The 21,223-nt window shown below is 71.0% G+C and carries 21 protein-coding genes; 13 read left to right on the top strand and 8 right to left on the bottom strand.

The genetic code is table 11. The features are described 5' to 3' along the window. The first annotated feature begins 20 nt into the window (after positions 1 to 20). The 7 genes from ACFYZA_RS02820 to ACFYZA_RS02790 all read left to right on the top strand — a co-directional run bounded on the left by ACFYZA_RS02820 (position 21) and on the right by ACFYZA_RS02790 (position 5,925). A complete protein-coding gene (locus ACFYZA_RS02820; RefSeq protein ID WP_388486551.1) occupies positions 21 to 788 on the top strand; it encodes a thioesterase II family protein in 768 nt (255 codons plus the stop codon). Next, positions 785 to 1,420, top strand: coding sequence for an O-methyltransferase (locus ACFYZA_RS02815; RefSeq protein WP_388486550.1), 636 nt, complete (start codon positions 785 to 787; stop codon positions 1,418 to 1,420). The genes ACFYZA_RS02820 and ACFYZA_RS02815 overlap by 4 nt, the downstream gene beginning before the upstream one ends. 182 nt (positions 1,421 to 1,602) lie before the next feature. After that, complete coding sequence (locus ACFYZA_RS02810) at positions 1,603 to 2,352, top strand: SDR family NAD(P)-dependent oxidoreductase (RefSeq protein ID WP_382584150.1); 750 nt, start codon at positions 1,603 to 1,605, stop codon at positions 2,350 to 2,352. Between the two features lie 41 nt (positions 2,353 to 2,393). Next, entirely contained in the window at positions 2,394 to 3,323 is a 930-nt protein-coding gene (locus tag ACFYZA_RS02805) for a class I SAM-dependent methyltransferase (protein ID WP_382584153.1), read from the top strand. Next, positions 3,320 to 4,561 carry a pyridoxal phosphate-dependent aminotransferase gene (locus ACFYZA_RS02800; protein ID WP_382584156.1) on the top strand — a complete coding sequence of 414 codons (1,242 nt, stop codon included), beginning with the start codon at positions 3,320 to 3,322 and terminating at the stop codon, positions 4,559 to 4,561. Before ACFYZA_RS02805 ends, ACFYZA_RS02800 begins: the two co-directional genes overlap by 4 nt. Further along, positions 4,558 to 5,277 (top strand): tryptophan 2,3-dioxygenase family protein, encoded by a 720-nt coding sequence (locus ACFYZA_RS02795; RefSeq protein ID WP_382584159.1) that lies wholly within the window; start codon positions 4,558 to 4,560, stop codon positions 5,275 to 5,277. Before ACFYZA_RS02800 ends, ACFYZA_RS02795 begins: the two co-directional genes overlap by 4 nt. A 294-nt stretch (positions 5,278 to 5,571) precedes the next feature. Beyond that, a complete protein-coding gene (locus tag ACFYZA_RS02790; RefSeq protein WP_382584163.1) occupies positions 5,572 to 5,925 on the top strand; it encodes a beta/gamma crystallin domain-containing protein in 354 nt (117 codons plus the stop codon). A gap of 48 nt (positions 5,926 to 5,973) precedes the next feature. Here ACFYZA_RS02790 and ACFYZA_RS02785 read toward each other — a convergent pair whose 3' ends face one another. Continuing rightward, positions 5,974 to 6,666, bottom strand: coding sequence for a hypothetical protein (locus tag ACFYZA_RS02785; protein WP_388486545.1), 693 nt, complete (start codon positions 6,664 to 6,666; stop codon positions 5,974 to 5,976). 216 nt (positions 6,667 to 6,882) lie between these two features. Between ACFYZA_RS02785 and ACFYZA_RS02780 the strand changes: the two genes are divergently transcribed. Further along, positions 6,883 to 8,076 (top strand): MFS transporter, encoded by a 1,194-nt coding sequence (locus ACFYZA_RS02780; protein ID WP_382584648.1) that lies wholly within the window; start codon positions 6,883 to 6,885, stop codon positions 8,074 to 8,076. A gap of 37 nt (positions 8,077 to 8,113) precedes the next feature. Here the strand turns inward: ACFYZA_RS02780 and ACFYZA_RS02775 are convergent, their stop codons facing one another. The 5 genes from ACFYZA_RS02775 to ACFYZA_RS02755 all read right to left on the bottom strand — a co-directional run bounded on the left by ACFYZA_RS02775 (position 8,114) and on the right by ACFYZA_RS02755 (position 13,272). Further along, a complete protein-coding gene (locus tag ACFYZA_RS02775) occupies positions 8,114 to 10,177 on the bottom strand; it encodes a HelD family protein (RefSeq protein WP_388486544.1) in 2,064 nt (687 codons plus the stop codon). A gap of 127 nt (positions 10,178 to 10,304) precedes the next feature. Further along, positions 10,305 to 10,934 carry a TetR family transcriptional regulator gene (locus tag ACFYZA_RS02770; protein WP_382584173.1) on the bottom strand — a complete coding sequence of 210 codons (630 nt, stop codon included), beginning with the start codon at positions 10,932 to 10,934 and terminating at the stop codon, positions 10,305 to 10,307. A 26-nt stretch (positions 10,935 to 10,960) separates the two neighbouring features. Beyond that, positions 10,961 to 12,526, bottom strand: coding sequence for an oleate hydratase (locus ACFYZA_RS02765; protein WP_388486542.1), 1,566 nt, complete (start codon positions 12,524 to 12,526; stop codon positions 10,961 to 10,963). A 132-nt stretch (positions 12,527 to 12,658) separates the two neighbouring features. Then, a complete protein-coding gene (locus ACFYZA_RS02760) occupies positions 12,659 to 13,033 on the bottom strand; it encodes a toxin Doc (protein ID WP_114034648.1) in 375 nt (124 codons plus the stop codon). Next, positions 13,033 to 13,272 carry a hypothetical protein gene (locus tag ACFYZA_RS02755; RefSeq protein ID WP_382584179.1) on the bottom strand — a complete coding sequence of 80 codons (240 nt, stop codon included), beginning with the start codon at positions 13,270 to 13,272 and terminating at the stop codon, positions 13,033 to 13,035. Before ACFYZA_RS02755 ends, ACFYZA_RS02760 begins: the two co-directional genes overlap by 1 nt. Positions 13,273 to 13,572: 300 nt before the next feature. Between ACFYZA_RS02755 and ACFYZA_RS02750 the strand changes: the two genes are divergently transcribed. From ACFYZA_RS02750 to ACFYZA_RS02735, 4 genes are all read left to right on the top strand, one after another. Further along, a complete protein-coding gene (locus ACFYZA_RS02750; protein ID WP_388486539.1) occupies positions 13,573 to 14,556 on the top strand; it encodes an ABC transporter permease in 984 nt (327 codons plus the stop codon). Between the two features lies 1 nt (position 14,557). After that, the gene (locus tag ACFYZA_RS02745) at positions 14,558 to 15,514 is read left to right on the top strand and encodes an ABC transporter permease (protein WP_382584184.1); all 957 of its coding nucleotides are present in this window, start codon (positions 14,558 to 14,560) and stop codon (positions 15,512 to 15,514) included. Next, entirely contained in the window at positions 15,511 to 17,595 is a 2,085-nt protein-coding gene (locus tag ACFYZA_RS02740; protein ID WP_388486536.1) for a dipeptide ABC transporter ATP-binding protein, read from the top strand. The genes ACFYZA_RS02745 and ACFYZA_RS02740 overlap by 4 nt, the downstream gene beginning before the upstream one ends. A 98-nt stretch (positions 17,596 to 17,693) precedes the next feature. Further along, a complete protein-coding gene (locus ACFYZA_RS02735; protein WP_388486533.1) occupies positions 17,694 to 19,376 on the top strand; it encodes an ABC transporter family substrate-binding protein in 1,683 nt (560 codons plus the stop codon). Between the two features lie 140 nt (positions 19,377 to 19,516). On the opposite strand, the gene ACFYZA_RS02730 is transcribed toward ACFYZA_RS02735, so the two are convergent. Next, entirely contained in the window at positions 19,517 to 20,149 is a 633-nt protein-coding gene (locus ACFYZA_RS02730) for a M15 family metallopeptidase (RefSeq protein ID WP_382584193.1), read from the bottom strand. A gap of 202 nt (positions 20,150 to 20,351) precedes the next feature. On the opposite strand from ACFYZA_RS02730, the gene ACFYZA_RS02725 reads away from it, so the two are divergent. Beyond that, positions 20,352 to 20,792, top strand: a complete 441-nt coding sequence (locus ACFYZA_RS02725) for a GNAT family N-acetyltransferase (protein WP_382584651.1) — start codon at positions 20,352 to 20,354, stop codon at positions 20,790 to 20,792. Here ACFYZA_RS02725 and ACFYZA_RS02720 read toward each other — a convergent pair. Then, on the bottom strand, positions 20,789 to 21,136 hold the full coding sequence (locus tag ACFYZA_RS02720; RefSeq protein WP_388486529.1) for a VOC family protein: 348 nt from the start codon (positions 21,134 to 21,136) through the stop codon (positions 20,789 to 20,791). The genes ACFYZA_RS02725 and ACFYZA_RS02720 overlap by 4 nt on opposite strands. Positions 21,137 to 21,223 lie beyond the last annotated feature (87 nt).

Genomic DNA, 21,223 nt, shown 5'->3' with positions numbered 1-21,223 from the left:
CGCGACCCGAGGAGCCGCACGTGAACAGGCCACCGGGCGCGGACGCGCCCTACCGCACCTGGTTCCGCTGCTACTGGCCCCGGCCGGGCGCGCGCCGGCGCCTCGTCATCTTTCCGCACGGCGGCGGCTCGGCCAGCTTCTACCGCCCGTTCGCCAAGCGCATGCCGCCGTGGGTGGAGCCGGTCGTCGTCCAGTACCCGGGGCGCGAGGACCGGCTCGACGAGCCGCACATCGACGACATGGACCGCCTGGTGGGGCGCATCACCGAAGCGCTGCTGCCCGCCTTCGACCGCGAGGTGCTGTTCTTCGGCCACAGCATGGGCGCGGCGGTCGCCCACGAGGTGGCGGCCCGCCTGGAGGCCCGGCACGGCGTGGGGCCCTCGCTGCTCGCCGTCTCCGGCCGCCCGGCACCCCGCTTCCACAAGCCCGGCGACAAGCACCTCGACGACGCGGCCCTGTGGTACGAACTGTCCCGGCTCGGCGCGACCCCTGCCGCGCTGCTCGGCAACGCGCAGGTCCGCAAGGTCGTCCTGCCGACGCTGCGCGCCGACTACCGCCTGGTCGAGCGGTACCGGCCGCGCCCCGAGACCCGGGTGGGCTGCCCGGTCGCCGCGTGCCTGGGCGACAAGGACCCCGAGGTGACCGAGCCCGAGGCCCGGGCCTGGGCCGAAGTGACCGGCGGCGCCTTCGCGTTCCGCCTCTTCGACGGGGACCACTTCTACCTCCGCGGCCAGGAAGAGACCCTCGCCTCCTGGCTGCTGACCACCGCGGACAGGGAGAGCTCATGATCGTCAGGCCCAAGGTCGACGCGTACGCCGAGGAGTACTCCACCGGCGAGCCGCCGTGGCTGGCCGCCCTCGCCGAGGAGACCCGCAAGGTCTGCGACCTTCCGCAGATGATGGTCGGCCCGATGGAGGGCCGGTTCCTGGCGATGCTGCTCCACATGCTGCGCCCTCGCCGGGTGCTGGAGATCGGCACGTTCACCGGCTATTCGGCTCTGTCGATGGCGGCCCAGCTCCCGCCGGACGGGCACCTGGTGACCTGCGAGATCGACCCGGTGCACGCCGAGATCGCCCGCCGGCACATCGCGGCCTCGCCCTGGGCGGACCGGGTGGAGCTGCGCGAGGGCCCGGCTCTCGCTCAACTCGACGACCTCCAGGGCCCGTTCGACTTCGTCTTCCTGGACGCCGACAAGACGGGCTACAGCGCGTACTACGACCGGGTGCTGCCGCTGCTCTCGGAGGGCGGGGTCATCGCGGCGGACAACGTGCTCCAGTTCGGCGGGGTGGCCAACCCGCTGGACCAGAACGAGGACACCGTCGCGCTGCGGGCCTTCAACGAGAAGGTCCGCGACGACCCGAGGGTCGAGCAGGTCGTGCTCACGGTGCGGGAAGGCATCACGCTCATCCGGCGCGTGTAGGGCCGTACGGCACGTGAGCCGGGTTCTTTTCGGCCACTGAAAGAATTCGTCTGCCTCTTCCGGCGGCGCCCTAACGTAAGCCGCGACGGCACGTCCGCGGCCCGCGACGCACGCGGCCGCCTCCGTCGGAGCGCATGTCCAGGTCGCCTGTCCACGGAACAAGGAAAGTGGGCCACACGTCCATGAGCCTCGATGGAAAGAGCATGGTGGTCACCGGGGCCGGCACCGGAATCGGTCGGGCCGTGGCCCGCAGGCTGCTGGCCGCCGGAGCATCGGTCACGCTGGTCGGCCGCCGGGCCGACGCGCTGCGCGAGGCAGCGGACGCCGAGGGCGGGGACCGGGCCCAGGTCCACTCCGCCGACATCAGCACCGAGCGCGGGGCGCGGTCCGCGGTCGAGGCCGCCGTCGAGCGGTTCGGCACGGTGGACGGCCTGGTCAACAACGCGGGTCTCGCCCGGTTCGCGCCGATCGAGAAGGCGGACCTCGCCGACCTGGAGGCCATGCTGGGCGTCAACCTCCTCGGCCCCGTCCACCTCATCCGCGCGGCCCTGCCCGAACTGCGCGCGCGACAGGGCGCCGTCGTCAACGTCTCCTCGGTCGGCGGCGCGCTCGCGATGCCGGGCCGCGCGTTGTACGGGGCGACGAAGGCGGCGCTCAACAGTCTGACCCGCTCCCTGGCGCGTGAGCTGGCGCCACGGGTGAGGGTCAACGCCATCCTGCCCGGCCCGGTGGACACCCCCATGTACGGGGACCTGGGCCTTGACGAGCGAGCCACCCGCGACCTGGTCGCGGACATGGTCGAGGCGACCCCGCTCGGTCGCTTCGGAACACCCGACGACATCGCCGGGTGGGTGTGCAATCTGCTGGACCCGGAAGCCTCGGGCTGGGTCACCGGTGCGCTGGTCGCCATCGACGGGGGACGTAGCGCGTGATCACCGAATCGGAAAGCGGCGACGCGGAAGGAATCAGGCACATGGAAACCGTTGACGGCACCACCGAGACAGTCATCGAGGAAAGCACCATCTACACCCGCGAGGAGTTCCGCACCATCGACGTGGGCGCCATCATGCGCGACGGCCACCCCGACATCTCCGACGGCGATCTGCTCATCGTGGAGCGCGTCGCGGCCCGGCGCGAGGAACTCGGCAGGCCGCTCACCGTCATGGACGTGGGCTCGGGCTCGGGCGTGCTCGCCGGGATGATCGCCGACCGGCTGCCGGACTGCCGGGTCATCGCCAACGACGTGGCCCGCAACCCGCTGGAGCAGGCCCGCGACCGCCTCGCGGACAAGCCGGGCGCCGAGGTCTACGGCTCCCCGTTCGAGCAGTGGCAGGAGCCGCTCGACGTCATGATCTCGTGGGGCAGCCACCACCACCTGCCGCACAACCACCTCGCGCACGCCCGCCAACTCCTGGGCGAGCACGGCCTGTTGATACTCGGCGACGAGTTCTGTCCGGAGTACTGCACTCCCGAGGACGCGGTACGGTTGAAGTCCGCCGAGGTCATCGAGCTCGGCGGCGGCTATCTGCTCGCCAGCGACGAGGAGATAGCGGCGTACCACAAGGACGGCTCGGTTCCCGAGTGGTCCCGCGAGCTGGAGACCCGCCGCCGCAAGACCCTGTGGAACTGGTACAAGTTCGTCATCGACTACGCCATCGAGCGCGACAACTGGATGGTCGCGATCGCGGAGATGCAGATCACCAAGGACGACGTGGTCACCTCCTTCGAGGAGGAGCACAAGCTCTCCCCGCTGATCGTCGAGCACGAACTGGCCGTCAACGGCTTCCAGCAGCGGGCCAAGCACGTCATCGGCGACCGCGAGGCGGCGCTCCAGAGCTTCTTCGTCTACGAGTTCACCGTCGCCCGGGCCGAAGGCCCCGTCGCCGGACAGGGACGTTCGTGAACGCCGTGTCGCGGGCCGGCACCATCCCCTCCTCCTGCCTGCACGAGGTCTTCAACGCGGCGGAGCGAAGGGAGCGGGCGACCGGCCGGCCGGTCATCAAACTCCACGTCGGAGAGCCCTACTTCAAGCCGCCGCGGGAGGTCGCCGAGGCCGTGGCGGAGGCCGTGCGCACCGGCCGCACCGCCTACACCTCCGCCGAGGGGATGCCCGCGCTGCGCGAGGCGCTGGCCGTCAAGCTGGAGATGGAGAACGGCCACCGCACCTCACCCGACCACATCTTCGTGACCCCCGGCTCCTGCCAGGGCCTGGCCGCCCTGATGCAGTCCCTGGCCGAGCCCGGGGACGAGCTGCTGCTGCCGGAGCTGCACTGGCCGATCCACCTCCAGCAGTGCCTGCTCGCCGGGTTCCGCCCGGTCTTCTATCCGCTGGGCCCGGACTTCCGTCCGACCGCCGAGGGCATCCGCGCGGCCGTCACCTCCCGGACCCGCGCGATCCTCATCAACTCCCCCGCCAACCCGACCGGCGCCGTCCTCGGCGCGGCCGAGCTCGGCGCGATCCTCGCGGTGGCCCGGGAGCGCGACGTCCAGATCATCAGCGACGAGGCGTACGAGCACTTCGTCTACGACGGCGAGCACACCTCGTTCGCCTCCCTCGAACGCGGCCTCCCGGAGGACGAACGCCGGATCTCCTCGACGTTCTCCTTCTCCAAGAGCCTGGCCATGACCGGGTACCGGCTGGGCTATGTGGTGACTCCGAACCGCCGGGCCGCCGACGCGATGCGGGTGGTCCAGGAGGCGAGCCTGGTCAGCCCGTCGACGCCGGTGCAGTACGCGGGCCTGACCGCGCTCAAGTCGCGCGACAGCGCGGTGCGCAACGCGGCCCTCGTACGCGCCAACCGCGACCGGGCGCTGCCCGCGCTGCGGGACGCCGGGCTGCTCGCGGAGCTTCCGCAGGGCGGCTGGTACGCGGTCCTCGACGTCGCGGGGGTGTGCGACGACGCGGAGGTCTTCGTGCAGGGCCTGCTCGACCAGTACGACGTGGGCCTCGCGCCGGCCGGCGGGTTCGCGCTGCGCCCCGTCGTCTCCGAGTCGGTCCGGACGCTGTCGGCGGAGCCCGCCCCCGAGGCGAGGACCCTGGTGCGCCTCGCCTTCTGCGGCGACCCCCAGGAACTGGACACCGGAGTCGAGCGCCTGCTCGCCTACACCGCCGAGCGACGGGCGAGCGGCGGGCACCCATGAGCCCACCCGACTACCCGCGCTACCTCTGTCTGGAACAGCTGCTCGCCCTCCAGCACCCGCTCTATCCGGCGGGCAAGGACCCGGCCGTCGAGACGGCCGAGCGCTTCTTCATCGTGGCCCACCAGACGAGCGAACTCTGGCTCGCGCAGGCCGCCGTGGACATCGACGCGGCGGTGGACGCCCTCGCGGAGGCGGACGGCTCGCCGGACTGGGACGGCCCCGAGCGCGCCCTGGAACACCTGGGCCGGGTGACGGGCATGGTCCGCATCCTGGACGAGACCGTACGGCTCCTGGAACGCCTGCCGATCCAGCACTTCGCGGCGTTCCGGGGCTACCTCGGCACGGCGAGCGGCGCCCAGTCGGACGGCTTCCACGCCCTGGACGACCGGCTCGGCACCGCGTCCGACGGAGCGACGAGCCCGCTGTACAGCGCCTACCTCAAGGCCCTGGCCGCCAGGGCGACCGATGTCGAGGAGGTGTGCGAGCACGGCGCGGCGGGCGCGGGCGTCGAGCACCGCCTGGCCGAGGCGATGCTCGACGTCGGCTACTCGTTCTGGCGCTGGAAGATCACCCATCTCTCCCTGGTGGACCGCACGGTCGGCACCCTGCGCGGCACGGCGGGCACCACGGGCCTGTCCTATCTGGCGGCCCGGATCCGCATGCCCTTCCCGGAACTCCGCGCGGTCAGGGAGGACCAGCACACGGGCCGGCGGTAGCCCCGCCCCGAACACCCGGAGCGCAGACCGGAATCATCCGGTCTGCGCTCCGCCGTGTGTCCAGCCCTGGGGCAGGTGTGCTCAGCGCCGCGCACATGTGTGTAAGGACCGGACGCCAGACCTACTCACACCGCCCAACTAGGCGCGATCCGGACATCGGTGGGCATATTCCGGCCGGGTATCCCCAACATCGTTGCCCTGCACAGCCAGTTCACAGGATCGTCGTCCTGGGCGAAATGACCTCCCGGTTCGAACTCGGCGGACCGCCGAGCGAACTCGAATGAAGGAGAACTCGTGATCTCTAAGACCAGGAAAGCCGCGCGCTCCATTGCCGTGGCGTTCGCCGCGACCGCGGCGATCACCTTCGTCATGCCGACCGGCAACGCCTTCGCCATCGACCACGTCGAGTGCCGCGGCGGTGAGAACTTCCTCAAGATCTGGTCGCACAGCGGCGGCAGCCAGAGCGTCGACTGCTATGCGAACCGGGGGCGGACGAACTTCGGCGGCTGGTGGGTCGACCGGATCTCCACGGGCAACAACGACTTGATCTACTACGACGCCAACGGCGACTCGGTGAAGATCAACCGCTGGACCGACATCACGTTCCCGAACCGTCCGCCGAAGGTCAACTCCATCGAAATCCTCTGACGAACGGACGGCCCCGCCTTCGGGTCCGTGGACCGTAGACCCGGCAACTCAGCTCACCTGACCAGCATGTGACGAACCGTCAACAATGCTCACCCCCTCCCCGCCACGCTCCGAAAGGCCCGTCAGGCTCAGGGCCCGCAGCATGGCGGGGAGGTCCCAGTGGTCGTACTCGGACCCGGACACCAGGGACTCCACCAACTCGGCCGTCAGCTCGCCCCGTTCAGCGCCGTCCAGGAGCGTCTCCGGGCCGATGCCCGCACCCTCGCCCAGGTCGATGGCGTCCAGCACGTCGGCCCGGTCCGCGAACCGGCTCATCCCGCAGTCCAGGCCGTCGTCGCCGAGGCCCTCGGGGTAGGGGGCACGCGCCCAGGCGCCGTTCTCGTACCAGTAGACGCAGCCGAGCTCATAGCCCTCGATCAGATCGCGGAGCCTGTCGAACGGAAGCCACCCGGGGGCGCCGGCCAGCATGTCGATGGCGGGCTTGTGCCATTTGACGTCGCTCGACTCGTCCTCCCCGTAGAGCACGAACCGGCCCTCGCCCATCCGGGCCAGGGTCCACCACGTACAGCCGCAGTCGTCGAGATGGAGGCCGCCGCCGTCGGCCCAGTGGCCCGTGCGGTGCACGCTGGGGAGGCTCTCCTCCTCCGCCGACGCCTCCAGGATCGCGAGCAGGCCCCAGCGCGCCCTCAGGAGCTCGGGCCCGGGCAGGTCGCCGGGCAGGCCCGGCCGGTGGATCGTCATGCGTTTCCCCCCGTGGGAAGGTGCTTCCACGTACGTGTCCGAGCCTAACGGGCCGGTACGACAGCCCGCTCCGGGCACCGGCCCGCCCGGAACGGGGCAGCCCCCGGCGGTCCCCCGTACGGCGTAGCCCGGCGCGCTCCGGTGCGGCCCGGCACCTTGACTGGGGGCGTGGACACCGTTACGAAGCCCTCAGCCGCCGCGTACCGCAACCTGGTGATGGCGACGGTCGGGTTCACGCTGACGTTCTGGGCGTGGGACCTGATCGCTCCCCTGGCCGGTGACTACAAGGACCGGCTGCACCTCAGCTCGCTGCAACAGTCGCTGCTCGTCGCGGTCCCGGTGCTCGTCGGGTCGCTCGGGCGGATCCCGGTCGGTGCGCTCACCGACCGCTACGGCGCGAAGCTGATGTTCCCGCTCATGTCGGCGCTCACCATCGTGCCGGTGCTCCTGCTGATCCCGGCGCGCGACAGCTACGGCCTGATGCTGGTGGTCGGCTTCCTGCTGGGCCTCGGCGGCACCACCTTCGCGATCGGCATCCCCCTGGTCAACTCCTGGTTCCCGCCGCACAAGCGGGGCTTCGCGCTCGGCGTGTTCGGCATGGGCATGGGCGGTGTCGCCCTCTCGGGATACCTCACGCCCCGCATCGCCAAGCACGGCTATCACGTGCCGTTCCTCGTCGTGGCGATCGCGCTGGCCGCCTACGCCGTCCTCGCGGCGCTGCTGATCACGGACCGCCCCGACCGGCCCGTCCCGACGGCGTCGCTCGCCGCACGGCTCGGCAGCGCGGGCCGGCTGCGCGTGACGTGGGAACTGTCCGCGCTGTACGCGATCGGGTTCGGCGGAATCGTCGCGTTCGGCGTGTACCTGCCGACCTATCTGAAGACCTGGTACGAGCTGTCGCCGACGGACGCGGGTTCCAAGGCCGCGGGGTTCGCGCTGGCGACCGTCGTCTTCCGCCCGATCGGCGGCTGGCTCTCGGACCGCGTCCACCCCGCCGTGGTGACGGCCGTCGCCCTCGGTCTGGTCGCTCTGCTCGCCATCGTGCAGGCCTTCGACCCCACGCTGTACCCGGGCGGCACCATCGCCCTGCTGTGCATGGGCGCGGGCCTCGGCACGGCGAGCGGCAGCGTGTTCGCGCTGGTCTCCCAGGTGACGCCCCAGCCCCAGGTGGGCAGCGTGACCGGGATCGTCGGCGCGATGGGCGGCCTCGGCGGATTCGTGCCGCCCCTGGTCATGGGCGCGATCTACAGCGCGAAGGACTCGTACTCGATCGGCTTCATGCTGCTGTCCGACCTGGCCCTCGCGGGCTGCGTCTACGCCTTCACCCGCATGCGGACCGCCCGCCCCGCCCCCGACCCGGAGCCCGGGGCCCTGTCCGGGGCCGAGGCCGGGTCGGCGCGGGGGCGGTGAGCGCGCCTCGGCGAACGGGACGGAGGGCGGGCCCGCGTCACGCGGCGCGTTCGGCCAGTTCGTCGGGCAGCGGCCTGCTGTGGACGATCTCCAGACCCGACACCGCCCGCGTCAGGACCACGTAGAGCCGGTGCAGTCCCCGGTCCTCCGACGCAGCGATCTCGGCCGGTTCCACCGCCACGACGTGGTCGTATTCGAGGCCCTTGGCCAGCGTCGCGGGCAGCAGGGCGACGCGGGATCCGGCGGCCGTGTCGATGGCCGCCGACGCGAGGGCCTCGGCCAGTGCGGGCACCTCGCGGTCGGCGGCGATCACGCCCACCGAACCCTCACGCCCCAGCGCGGCCCGCACCGCCTCGACCACCGCCGCGGCCAGCTCGCCCGGCGCCGCCACCCGCCGACGGCTCAACTGGCCGTCCCCGCGCAGGGACTGACCAGACGGCACGTCCACGTCCAGGGCGGGCAGCAGCCGGTTGGCCAGCTCAACGATCGCGGCCGGCACCCGGAACCCGGTGGTCAGCGGGACCACCACGGCGTCCGGCTTGCCCAGATGGGTCAGCTGGGTGCCCCAGTCGCGGGCCGCCCACGGCGTGGTGCCCTGGGCGAGGTCGCCGAGGACCGTCAGCGAGCCGAACACCGCGCGCCGGGCGATCGCGCGGCACTGCATCGGGGACAGGTCCTGCGCCTCGTCGACGACGATGTGCCCATAGCCTTGGGGGTGTTCGATGAGACCGGACACCTCGTCGAGCAGTACCAGATCGGCCGGCGACCACTTCGCCGACTTCCACGAGCGCGGCGGCTTCGCCCAGAGCAGCGCCTTCCGCTCCCCGGCGTCCAGGACCCCGTCGGCCGCCCGTGCCAAGGCGTCGGCGTCCGCGAGCAGTTCGGCCAGCACTTCCTCCGGCTTCGCCTTCGGCCACACCGTGTCGACGTACTCCTTCACCGGACGTGCTCTGGTGATCTTCTGGAGCCATACGTGGTTCACGGGGCCGGCCCGGCGCTCGGCCTGGAGCTGGATCGCCCGGACCGCCCGGCTGCGCACCCGCTCCCGCCCGGTCGCGTACGGCGGCGCCTCCTCCAGCACCGCCTCGACGATCGACGCCAGTTCGTGCCGCGCGAGGCGCCAGGTGGACGAACCCTCGCGCAGCGCAACGGAGTTGACGGGACCCGCGATCCGCCCGTACAGCGCCCGGCGCAGTACCTCGGCCATCCGCGCGTCGTGCTTGACGGCCGCAGCCGCCGGTTCGTCGACCGCCCCGACCTCCCGTCCACGGGTCTCGCGCGCGACTTCCTCGTCCACGGTCGACTGCCGGATGTCGTTCTCGCCGAGCGCGGGGAGGACTTCGCAGACGTAGGACAGGAAGGTGCGGTTGGGCCCGAGCACCAGCAGGCCGCGACGCTGGATGCGCTGCGGATGGGTGTAGAGCAGGTAGGCCGCGCGGTGCAGGCCGACGGCGGTCTTCCCGGTGCCGGGGGCGCCCTGCACACAGACGGACTGCACGAGTTCGGAGCGTACGAGGTCGTCCTGTTCGGGCTGGATGGTCGCGGCGATGTCCCGCATGGGGCCGACGCGGGGGCGCTCGATCTCCCCGGTGAGGATCGCGCTCGCCCCGCTCGCCTCCCCGGCCGCGAGGCGCTCGTCCTCCAGGCCCGTCAGATCCTCGGCGGCCCCCCGGCTGCCCTGCGCCCAGCCGAACCTGCGACGGACCTCGACGCCCTGCGGGTCGCGGGCGCTCGCCTGGTAGAAGCGGCGCGAGACGGGGGCGCGCCAGTCGACGACGAGGGGCGGGGCGGAGGGGTGCTCGCTGATGCGGCGGCGGCCGATGTGATAGCTCTGACCGGCGTGGTCGGCGTCGGCCGTCGCGTCGAAGTCGAGCCGCCCGAAGAACAGCGGCCCTTCCGGCATCTCCCTCAACTCCTTGGCCCAGCTGCGGAGTTGATACCCGAGCACCTCGGCGTCGGCGCCGGAGGCGAAGGCGTTCTCGCCGCTGACGACGCGCTCGCCGGCCCCCTCGGTCATCGCGGCCAGGGCCGCACGACAGGTGTCGTGATAGGTCCGCTCCTGGTCGAGTACGCGGCCGAGCCGTCGGTCGGGTGACGTCATGCGGACCAGAATAGCGCAACCCGGTTACATTTTTAACTCGGTAACAAAATATTGGGCGAGCGGGCGGCAGCCGACAGCGGGCGCACGGCCGCGGCCGCCGCGAGCGCCGGTCACCGCCGACCCGGTGTCACGCCTGCCCGTACTCGCCCCCGAGCCCGCGCGCCAGCTGCCGGAACGCTCCGTCCGCCGCGTCCAGCGCCTCCTCGTACAGCGACTCGGCGCTCTGGCCCTCCGCGATCCGGCGCCAGTTCTCCTCGGCGAGGACGCGTTGTACGGCGATGATCTGGCCGGCCGCGACGCGTGCGCCGAGCCCGTCGCCGAGCTCCGTGGCGAGCGCCTGCTCCGACCGGCCCTGGTATCCGTAGAGCCGGGCCACCAGGCTCGGCGTGCCGTACAGCATGGCGTGGTAGGCACGCACATGGGCGTTGTCGCAGAGCCCGGTCACCGGGTCGTGGCGCTCCAGGCCCGCGCGGAAGTGGGTGTGCAGAGCGGGCAGCGGTGCGAGGCCGGCGGCCCGGCCCGCGGCGACGACGCGGGCCGCTTCGTCCTCGTGGTCGGCGAACCGGTGCAGTACGAGGTCTTCCTTGGCCGGGAAGTAGCGGAAGAGGGTGGGCTTGGAGATCCCGGCGGCCGCGGCGACCTCGGCGACGGAGACCTTGTCGAAGCCGCGCTCGAGGAACAACCCGATCGCGGCCTCGGACACCGCTTCGTACGTCTGCCGCCGCTTGCGCTCGCGCAATCCCATCTCACTGCCCATGGCCCCGAGCCTACGTGGGCCGCCGGTCACCGCCGGTGCAGTGTCTCCAGGGCTTCGACGAGCACCTTGGGGTTGTGCCGGCCCTTGTAGACGGGTGGCGGCTGCTTGTCGAGGCGCAGCAGCCCGGCCACCGCCGTCCAGGCCGTGCGCACCGAGTACTCGACGGTGAACACCACGTCCTCGGGGACCTCGGCGTACTGGCCGATGAACGCCAGGTTGGTGGACTTCTCGGGTACGACGTCGGGGCGGTCGCCGTGACCGCGTACGAGGAACTGGCTGGTGATGTACGGCATCAGGGCCGGGATGACGATCGAGCTCTCCAGGATCTGCGGACCCTGCTCGAAGCGGAGGTGCTGGAGCACCTCGTCCAGGATCTCCGCGCCGGTGCACCGGGCCATCGGCTTCTTGACGAAGTCGCCCTCCTTGTCGGGGAACAGGGCGTAGCCCCACCAGACGAAGGTGTCCTCGGGCTGCTCGCGGAAGTGCGGCTGGTGGTTGAGGACGATGGTCAGGAGCCAGTTGGAGTCCTTGAAGGTGATCAGGCCGCCCTTGCCCGCCTCGCTGCCGCTGAACTCCTCCATCAGCTTGAAGAAGGTGGGGTCCTTGGTGGTGACCGTGAACGACTCCCAGGTGGAGTCGGGCACGGAGGTGTCGAACACCGACGGGTTGCCGAGGCCGGGCCGCTTGGCGGCGAGGGTCTCCCACAGCTTCCAGGACCCGCTGGAGCCGGAGGTGTCGAGGGCGGGGGCGGTGTCGGTGGAGCCCAGGGTCGAGTTGGCCGTCATCGACCCGTTGGTGACCATGACGAGGTCGCCCGGGGCGAGCGCGATCTCCTCGCTCCTGCCGCCCCTGGTCCAGGTCAGCCCGGTCGCGGTGAGCGCGTCCCCCTCGGCGAGCCGCACATCGGTGACCCGGGTGCCGAGCTGAAGGGTCACACCCTGGTCGGTCAGCCACTTCAGCAGGGGCCGGACGATGGAGTCGAACTGGTTGAACCGGGTGCGGTAGATGCCGGACATGCTGTCGAACGTCTTGAAGAGGTGCACGAACCGGTTCAGGTAGCGACGGAACTCGATGGCGCTGTGCCACGGTTCGAAGGCGAACGTGGTGCACCACATCCACCAGAAGTTGGTGGTGAAGAACTCGGGGCTGAAGCAGTCCGTGATGCGCTTGCCGTCCAACTGCCGCTCGGGGGTGGCCACACACCTGACCAGCTCCAGGCGGTCGCGCTCGGAGAAGCCCATCGAGTGCGCGGCGGTCACCTTGCCCGTCGCGTCGACGAGGCGCGCGTGGTCGTCCCAAGCGAAGTCGTCGTGGAAGGCGAAGGTGTCCTCGGTCACCGACTTCGCCGGGTCGTCGAGCGAGGGGACCGAACTCAGCAGGTCGTAGGTGCAGTCGAAGTGCACCTCGAACATGCGGCCCCCGCGCATGGTGTAACCGGTCTCGGGCGAACCGGCCGCGTCGAGACTGCCGCCCTCCCGGTCCTGCTCCTCCAGGAGAACGATGTCGGGCCCGGCGAACCCCCCGTCCCGAATCAGGAACGCCGCCGCCGCGAGCCCCGCGATGCCACTCCCCACCAGGTACGCCTTCGCCACGATCCGCTCTCCTCCGTCAGGGCTTCGAACCCCCGGATCCGGGCTCTCGACGATAGGCGATATGACCGGAATGCGCCGGATGTGCGCATGCAATCGCGGCGCCGCGCGCACCGGCGCTCCACCGGCCCCCCGTCAGATGCGCCAGGCCCGGATCCGGTCGGCGGCCTGGTAGACGCTCACCTTTCCGGCCTGGATGTCGCGTACGAGGTCGACCATCGCGCCGTACGGCGGGTCTATGCCCTCGCCCGAGGCGTACATGTAGGCGGCCGTCACCTGGCAGGCGTACAGGCTGTTGCGGTGGGGCAGCGGCTGCAGGCGGACCAAGGTGTGCAGCAGGGCCGCCGCACGCCAGGACGGTTCCGGGTCGGCGGTCGCGGGGCGGGGGATGCGGGTCTTGTGCCGGGCGACGGCCGCGACCAGGGCGGAGTAGTCGGCGACGCTCACGTCTTCGGGGACAGCCTGCTCCTGGACGTCCAGGAGCCACGGGACGTCGATGTAGAGGACCATCAGGCGGCGTCCGCCCCCTCGGTGCGGGAGTGCGGCGGCGCTTCGTCCGGGAAGGCCTCGTCGAACTCGGCCCGCTGCTGCTCGCCCCAAGACAGCGCGTACCGGACGAACTGCAGGCGCTGCTGTTCGCGCAGCGGCAGGTCGTGGACGTACTGCTTCAGGGACTTTCCGTCGGCGGCCGCTGCGGCCCGGACCGCTTCGAGTTCCTCGTCGGTGAAGGTGATGTTCAAGGACGGCATGACGCCATGGTACCTAGTTGGTACCTGCGCGGCCAGCGGCCGGCGGTGAACGTAACGCGAGTGTGGAGCAGGCGCGAGCGAACCGGTTGATACCGGGCGGTTTACTGCGGTGGTGTTTCGGCCTCGTGGCAGCACCGGCCACAGCCTGGCGCCGGCCGCCAGGTACGGACCAAAGTGATCACACCGCACCCCGGTAACCCACGTTCCGTTCCCCCAGAAGGCTTCACGGCACATGCTCACCTCCCTCGGACCCAGCGCCCACCCGGCGCACTTCTCGCATCGGGTGAGGAGGTGGCGGGCGTGCTGCGCTATGTGACCCGCAAGGCGGCCGGCTGGCTTCTGATGATCGCGGTCGCGACCAACGCGACCTATTTCCTCGCCAGTTGGTTCCTCGACCCCAGGTCGAACTACCAGGGCCAAAGGCCCGTACGCAGTGAGGCGCAGATCGACCTGGCGCTCGCGCCGTACAACCTCGACCCGCGCGTGCCGGTGGTGCACCGCTGGTGGGACTGGGTCACCTCGGTGGTCCTCCGGTTCGACTGGGGCAAGTCCCCCACCGGCGTCTCCGTCAACGGGGAGATCGGCTACCGGTCGCTGGTCAGCGCGGAACTGGTGGTCAGCGCGACGGTCCTGTCCATCGTGGCCGGCGTCGCGCTCGGCGTGTACACCGCCTCGCGGCAGTACGGCTGGGCCGACCGCGTCTCGCAGGCCGTGTCCATCGTGGTGTTCAACATCCCGGCCTCCGTCGCCGCGCTCGCCGTCGTCTTCGTCGCCATCTGGCTGAACCAGCACGCCGGACTGCACTTCCTGTACGTGGCCGGGGAGAACTCCCCCAACGTGCAAGGCCTGTTGCCCACGATCGGCGACCGGCTCCTGCACCTGATCCTGCCCACGCTCACGCTGACCCTGATGGGATACGTCGGCTATCACCTGACGCAGCGCTCACTGCTGCTCGACACCATCAACGCCGACTTCGTCCGCACCGCGCAGGCGACCGGCCTCACCCGGGCCCAGGCGATCCGCCGGCACGCCCTGCGCACGGCGCTCATCCCGACGGCGACGTCCGTGGCGTTCAGCGTGCCCGCCATCTTCACCGGCGCCATCATCACCGAGACCATCTTCGGCTGGAACGGCATGGGCCGCTACTTCGTGCAGACCATCAGCAAGAACGACGTGCACGGCACGGTCGCGACGGCCGCCTTCGCCGCGGCCCTGACCGCGATCGGCGCGATCCTCGCGGACATCGCCACGGTCTTCCTCGACCCCCGGGTACGGGTGAGCTGACATGGCATCAGATCTGACGACCGACGCCCCCACCCCCTCTCCCCTCGGCCAAGTGCCCCCCGCGGCACTGCTCCCGGTACCGCGCGACAAGCGGCGCATCGGCCTCGGCCGGCTCTATCTGCGGCGCTTCCTGCGCAACCGCCTCGCGGTCGCGGGGGTGGTGATCTTCCTGCTGCTCCTGCTGTTCAGCGCGTTCGGCGGCCTGTTCACCTCGTACAGCTACTCCGACGCCGACTTCGCCGCGCTCACCCAACCGCCCAGCGCCGACCACTGGTTCGGCACCAACCAGGGCGGCAACGACATCTACGCCTCGGCCGTGCACGGGCTCCAGCGCTCGCTGGCGATCGCGGTGAGCGTCTCCGTCCTGACCCTGGTGCTCGCGGCGGTCATCGGCTCCGGCGCCGCCTACTTCGGCGGCCGGGTCGAGAAGGCGACCCTCGCGGTCATCCACTTCCTGCTCATCGTCCCCTCCTTCCTCATCCTCGCCCTGGTCTCGCACCGGCTGGCCGGTGACTGGCGGGTCCTCATCGTCGTGCTCACCGTGTTCGGCTGGATGTCCACGGCCCGGGTGATCTGGTCGGTGTCGACGTCACTGCGCGAACGCGACTTCGTGACCGCCGCCGAGTTCATGGGGGTGCGCCCGCTGCGCATCATCGTGCGTCACATCATTCCCAACCTCGGCTCGCTCCTGATCGTGAACCTGACGCTGGGCGTGGTCGCGACCGTGCTCAGCGAAACGGCCCTGTCGTTCCTCGGGTTCGGCGTCCAGACCCCCGACGTCTCGCTCGGCACCATGCTCGCCGCCGGCGCCGGCACGGTGACCAGCGCGCCCTGGCTGTTCGCCTTCCCCGCGGGTCTGGTCGTGCTGCTCACCGTGTCGATGACGTTCATCGGCGACGGGCTGCGCGACGCCCTCGACCCCACGTCCGTGACCGGCGCGGCAGGAGGCCGACGATGACCCTCACGACCACCCGCACCGACCCCGCGCCCCCCACCGGCACCGCCCCCGTCCTGTCCGTACGGGACCTGCGGATCTCCTTCCCCTCCGAGGCGGGCCCCGTGGAAGCGGTGCGCGGAGTCGGCTTCGACCTCCTGCCCGGCCGGACCCTCGGCATCGTCGGCGAGTCCGGCTCGGGCAAGTCGGCCACCGCCATGGGCATCATGGGCCTGCTGCCGCCCTCCGCCACGATGCGCGGCGAGGTGCTGCTCGGCGGACGTGACCTGGTCGGCCTCGGCGACAGGGAACTGTCCGGCGTACGCGGCAAGTCCATCGGCATGGTCTTCCAGGACCCGCTGTCCTCGCTCACCCCGATCTACTCCGTGGGCCGGCTGCTCCGCGACGCCCTGCGGGTCCACCAGAACCTGACCAAGCAGGCGGCCTGGGAGCAGGCGGTCGAACTGCTCGACCTCGTCGGCATACCCGATCCGCGCGAGCGGGCCAGGTCCTTCCCCCACGAGTTCTCCGGCGGCATGCGCCAGCGGGTCGTCATCGCCATGGCGATCGCCAACAGGCCGTCCGTACTCGTGGCCGACGAGCCCACCACCGCGCTCGACGTCACCGTGCAGGCCCAGATCCTCGACGTGCTGCGCCTCGCGCAGCGGGAGACGGGCGCGGGCCTGGTCCTCATCACCCATGACCTGGGAGTCGTCGCCGGGTACGCCGATGACATCGCCGTCATGTACGCGGGCCGCTTCGTGGAGCGCGCCGGAGTCGACGAGCTGTTCCGCCGCCCGACGATGCCCTACACCGCACGGCTGCTCGCCGCCGTGCCGACCGTGGACAGCGGTGTGCACCGGCCGCTCGCCGCGATCGGCGGGGAGCCGCCCACCCCGGCGGACCTCCCGCCCGGATGCCCCTTCGCGAGCCGCTGCGCCGTCGCCCTGGACGCCTGCCGCGCCGAGGAACCCGCCCTGCGCGAGGTCACCGGGCACGGGCACGTGGCCTGCCTGCGCGCGGAAGAGGTGGCCGACGGCACGCTCGACCCCGCCGGGCCGGACGGCGGCAACGACGAACACCCGGGCTCGGTACGGGCCGAGCCCGGCGACGTGGTGCTGCGCGTCGAGGACCTCGTCAGGACGTTCCCCATCACCAAGGGCGCGCTCCTCAAGCGCCGGGTCGGCACGCTGCACGCCGTGAACGGGGTGAGCTTCGAGCTGCGGGCCGGCGAGACCCTGGGTCTGGTGGGCGAGTCGGGCAGCGGCAAGACCACGACGCTCCTTGAGGTGCTCCGGCTCAGGCCGCCCGAGAGCGGCCGGATCGAGATCGCCGGCACCGAGGTGGGCACGGTCCAATCCGCTGCTGAGGTACGGGAGTTGCGGCAGAACGTCCAGATCGTGATGCAGGATCCGCTCGGCGCCCTCGACCCTCGTCTCCCCGTCTACCAGCTGCTCGCCGAACCCCTGCAAGCCGTCGGACGCGGCCGGGACGCGATCCGTACGCGCATCCACGAGCTGCTGACGCTGGTCGGCCTCGACGCCTCGGTGGGCGACCGCTTCCCGGCCACCCTCTCCGGCGGACAGCGCCAACGCATCGGCATCGCACGGGCGTTGGCGACCGAGCCCAAGCTCCTCGCGCTCGACGAGCCCCTCTCGGCCCTGGACGTCTCGGTGCAGGCCGGGGTGATCAACCTGCTGGCCCGGCTCAAGCGCGAACTCGGGCTCGCCTATCTGGTGGTGGCCCACGACCTGGCCGTCGTCCGGTACATCTCGGACCGCATCGCGGTGATGTATCTGGGCCACATCGTCGAGACCGGCGACACCGAGACGCTCTTCTCCGACCCGAGGCACCCCTACACCCGGGCCCTGCTCTCCGCGATCCCGGTGCCCGACCCGCAGCGGGAGCGCACGCGTGAACGCGTCGTGCTGCGAGGGGAGTTGCCCAGCGCGGCCAGGCTGCCCGCGGGCTGTGTCTTCGTCGACCGCTGCCCGCTGTACCGGCTGGCCGGCGAGGACGTACGGCAGCGCTGTCGCACGGAACGTCCCGCGCCGCGCGCCGTGGCCGGACAGCCCGGCCACACGTACGCCTGTCACGCGGCCTGAGCCCGGCCCGCCCCGGACTCCCGGGCATCTCCCGCTGAAGCGCGCCCGTCGCGCCCCCGAACCGAACCGTCATCCCGACCCGGAGGAACCACCCCGCCATGCGCCCAGGACTGGCCCTGCCCATCGCCCTCATCGCCGCCATATCCGTCACAGCCACCGCGTGCCAGTCCTCCTCCGGGAAGAGCGCGTCGGACACGGCCGCGAAGGACGCCCCGAAGGCGGCCTCGTCGGTCGCCGACTACAACCCGCAGCCGTACGACAACATCAAGGACGGCGGCACCTACACGACCGCCGGCACCTTCGACGACCAGGGCAACCCGTTCAACGTGAACGCGACGCTCACCGCGACGCGGGTGTGGTCCTGGTACAACGCCGACGCCATCACCTACTCGCCGACGGGTGAGGTGCAGTACAACCCGGACTACTACAGCGATGTGAAGGTGACCGTCGAGGGCGGCCACCAGAAGGTCGTCCTGACCATCAACCCGAAGGCCGCCTTCAACGACGGCACACCGATCGACTGGACCGCGATCGAGGCCACCTGGAAGGCCAACAACGGTTCCGACAAGGCCTTTTCGTCCTCCACCACGTCCGGCTACGACGGGATCACCTCGGTCGAGCAGGGCAAGGACGCCAAGCAGGCCGTCATCACCTTCAAGGGCGTCGACGCCTCCTGGTCCAGCCTGTTCACCACCTTCCTGCACCCCAAGGCCGCCACGGTCGACAACTTCAACCAGGCGTACGTGAAGAAGGCCCACCCCGAGTGGGGCGCGGGCCCGTACACGGTCGGCTCCTGGGACGAGCACTCGGGCAACATCACCTTCGTGCGCAACCCGAAGTGGTGGGGCAAGAAGGGCAAGCTCGACAAGCGCGTCTACGTCAACCTGGAGTCGGCGGCCGCGGTCAACGCGTTCAAGAACGGCCAGCTCGACTACACGTCCGCCGTGGACGCGGAGAGCCTCAAGCAGATCAAGGGCCTGGGCGGCACGGAGATCCGAAGCGGCGGCAGCCCCTTCGAGTACTCGCTGAACTTCAACACCAAGTCTCCGATCCTGTCGGAGAAGGCGGTCCGCCAGGCCATCCAGGAGAGCGTCGACCGCCCCCAGATCGCGAAGATCCAGTTCCAGGGTCTTGACTACAAGGAGCCGCTGCCGGGTTCCGCCGTGCTGCACAGCTTCCAGAAGGGCTACCAGGACAACGTCTCGGCCGTCCTGAAGTACGCGCCGGACGACGCCAAGAAGGTTCTGGACGCGGCGGGCTGGAAGGCGGGGAGCGACGGCGTGCGCGTGAAGGACGGCAAGAGGCTGGAGGTCGGTTACACGCTGCTCGGCGACGACGCGCTGGGCAAGGCGACGGCCGGCGCGCTGACCGAGATGCTGAAGCGGATCGGCGTCCGCCTCGTCATCAAGAAGGCCGACGACGCGGACTTCTCGAAGATCCTCAGCGAGCGCGACTTCGACCTCTTCCTGTCGGGCAACCGTTCCATGGACCCGTTCGCCGCCCGCTACCTGTGCGACTTCTACTGCTCGGACCACGACTCCAACATCACCGGCTCGGGTACGCCGGAGCTGAACAAGGAGATCACCGCCACCACCGAGACAGCCGACCTGGACGCGCAGAACGCGGCGGTCAACAAGGTCGAGCAGAAGGCGCTGCGGGAGTACGCCTTCCTGCCGCTGTTCAGCGGCCCGTCGACGTACGGCGTGAAGAAGGGCCTGGCCAACGTGGGCGCGACCATCTTCTACAGCCCCCTCCCGGAAACGATCGGCTGGCAGAAGTAACCACCGCCCCACCCCCGACTCCGACCCGGCCTACCTCCGGTCGGGGCCGGGGGCGGTCGTGTCCGGTGACTCGGGCGCCGAGTGTCGGGGGCCGGGTGTCGGGGGCCGGGTGCTCCCCGGGCGTGCGAGCCCTCCTCGGTCTACAGGTCCTTGGGCCCGTACGGGGCGAACGGATGGCCCGTGGCCCGGGCCCAGTAGCGGTCGCCGTACGACCAGTGCCACCACTCCGTCGGGTAGTTCACCAGGCCCGCGGCCGACAGCGCGGCTCCCAGCACACCGCGGTGCTCGCGCGCCTCGGCGCTGATGTTGTCGGCCCCGGTGTAGCAGGCGCCCGCGCTCTCCTCCGGGGACGCGTTCATGGGCGTGCCCAGATCCAGCTCGCGCCCGTCGGCGTCGGCGAGGGTCAGGTCGACAGCGGCGCCGGCGCTGTGCGGCGCGATGCCGGGCGGCGAGACATAGCGGCTCGCGGCCGTGTGGATCCGCTCGGCGGACCAATCCGGGTGCAGCGTCCGAAGTTCGTCCGCGTACTCCTCGAAGTACGCACGCTGCAGGGACAGCGGGCGGTAGCCCTCGACGACGAGCAGCCGCAGGTCACTGGGAAGCAACTCCTGGGCGTACAAAAGCCGTTCGTGTACGCCCTCGCGCAGATGCGCGTACGCGCTCTGCGCATCCTGGCGGGCGCCGTCGAGCATGAGGGCGCCGTCACGGCGGACGTCAACCAGCGGTTCACCGCACTCCCGCACGGGAATGGCGGCGATATCGGGATCCGACATCAGGACGATTGTGCCGGCACGGTCGCTCGGGGAATCACTCATGAAGTGATCATCTCCTGCCGCCCGCATCCGGCGAAGGGGGCCCCGCACACCGTCTCACCAGCCCGTTGAGATACTTCCGGCCATGAACACGAGTACGGGGACGGGTGCCGCGCGGCTCGGCCGGGCGGAGGCCGGGGCGGGGCGTTTGGCGGGGTGGGTGTTGCGTCCGGCGGAAGCGGTCGACGTCGAGCCGCTAGCCGAGCTGCGGGCCGTGGTGATGCGGCCGGATCTGGAGCGGCTCGGGCGGTTCGACGAGCATCGGGTGCGGCAGCGGTTCCGGGACGCCTTCTCCCCGTCGCACACCTCGGTGGTCATGGCCGACGGGGCGCTCGCGGGCTGCGTGGCGCTGCGCCCGGCCGACGACGGCCAGTGGCTTGAGCACTTCTATCTGGCTCCGGGCGTCCAGGGCCGGGGACTCGGGTCGGCCGTCCTGCGAACGGTGCTCGGGCGTACCGACGCCGAAGGGGTGCCCGTCCGCCTGAACGTCCTGCAGGGCAGCGCCGCCCGGCGGCTCTATGAGCGGCACGGGTTCACCGTGGAGGCGCAGGACCCCGTCGACGTCTTCATGGTGCGTCCGCCGGGCGCGCGGACGACGTCCTAGGACACCGGACTCTCGATCAGGGTGACGCGGTTGCCGTCGGGGTCGTGGAGGGCCGCGAACCGGACCCGCTGGGCGCCCGGCTGGACCTCCCCGGCGGTGATGCCCCGCCCGGCCAGGTCGGCGAGCGCCTTGTCCAGGTCGTCGACCACGAGGTTGAGCAGGGTCGACCCGGCGTGCTCCGGCGACTGGAACACCGACACCCAGCCGGACGGGGCGATGTGCCAGTCGGCGAGCCCGGGCATCGGCCGCTTGTCGGCGGGCCGCCCCAGAAGCCGTTCGTACCAGTCCACGGCGGCCTCCATCTCGGTCACGGGCGCCACCGCGAGGACGTGGGTGAATGACATGGCGATCCTTCCGTCCGAACCCGTCGCGGCCGATGCGACCGCCGAAGCCCGCCGGAGCCGGCCGCGACCGTGTTGCCGCCACCGGCC

Origin of the sequence: Streptomyces sp. NPDC001828 (assembly GCF_042892175.1) — a bacterium.
In the GTDB taxonomy this organism is placed as follows: Bacteria; Actinomycetota; Actinomycetes; order Streptomycetales; family Streptomycetaceae; genus Streptomyces.
Note: the sequence above shows the minus strand (reverse complement) of the source record. Positions and strands in the feature narration are given on the sequence as shown.

Coding starts and splice junctions, on each gene's coding strand:
- ACFYZA_RS02810 (WP_382584150.1), top strand. CDS start 1,603: ATGAGCCTCGATGGAAAGAGCATGGTGGTCACCGGGGCCGGCACCGGA.
- ACFYZA_RS02785 (WP_388486545.1), bottom strand. CDS start 6,666: ATGACGATCCACCGGCCGGGCCTGCCCGGCGACCTGCCCGGGCCCGAG.
- ACFYZA_RS02805 (WP_382584153.1), top strand. CDS start 2,394: ATGGAAACCGTTGACGGCACCACCGAGACAGTCATCGAGGAAAGCACC.
- ACFYZA_RS02775 (WP_388486544.1), bottom strand. CDS start 10,177: ATGACGTCACCCGACCGACGGCTCGGCCGCGTACTCGACCAGGAGCGG.
- ACFYZA_RS02740 (WP_388486536.1), top strand. CDS start 15,511: ATGACCCTCACGACCACCCGCACCGACCCCGCGCCCCCCACCGGCACC.
- ACFYZA_RS02730 (WP_382584193.1), bottom strand. CDS start 20,149: ATGTCGGATCCCGATATCGCCGCCATTCCCGTGCGGGAGTGCGGTGAA.
- ACFYZA_RS02735 (WP_388486533.1), top strand. CDS start 17,694: ATGCGCCCAGGACTGGCCCTGCCCATCGCCCTCATCGCCGCCATATCC.
- ACFYZA_RS02745 (WP_382584184.1), top strand. CDS start 14,558: ATGGCATCAGATCTGACGACCGACGCCCCCACCCCCTCTCCCCTCGGC.
- ACFYZA_RS02760 (WP_114034648.1), bottom strand. CDS start 13,033: ATGGTCCTCTACATCGACGTCCCGTGGCTCCTGGACGTCCAGGAGCAG.
- ACFYZA_RS02815 (WP_388486550.1), top strand. CDS start 785: ATGATCGTCAGGCCCAAGGTCGACGCGTACGCCGAGGAGTACTCCACC.
- ACFYZA_RS02755 (WP_382584179.1), bottom strand. CDS start 13,272: ATGCCGTCCTTGAACATCACCTTCACCGACGAGGAACTCGAAGCGGTC.
- ACFYZA_RS02720 (WP_388486529.1), bottom strand. CDS start 21,136: ATGTCATTCACCCACGTCCTCGCGGTGGCGCCCGTGACCGAGATGGAG.
- ACFYZA_RS02780 (WP_382584648.1), top strand. CDS start 6,883: ATGGCGACGGTCGGGTTCACGCTGACGTTCTGGGCGTGGGACCTGATC.
- ACFYZA_RS02795 (WP_382584159.1), top strand. CDS start 4,558: ATGAGCCCACCCGACTACCCGCGCTACCTCTGTCTGGAACAGCTGCTC.
- ACFYZA_RS02770 (WP_382584173.1), bottom strand. CDS start 10,934: ATGGGCAGTGAGATGGGATTGCGCGAGCGCAAGCGGCGGCAGACGTAC.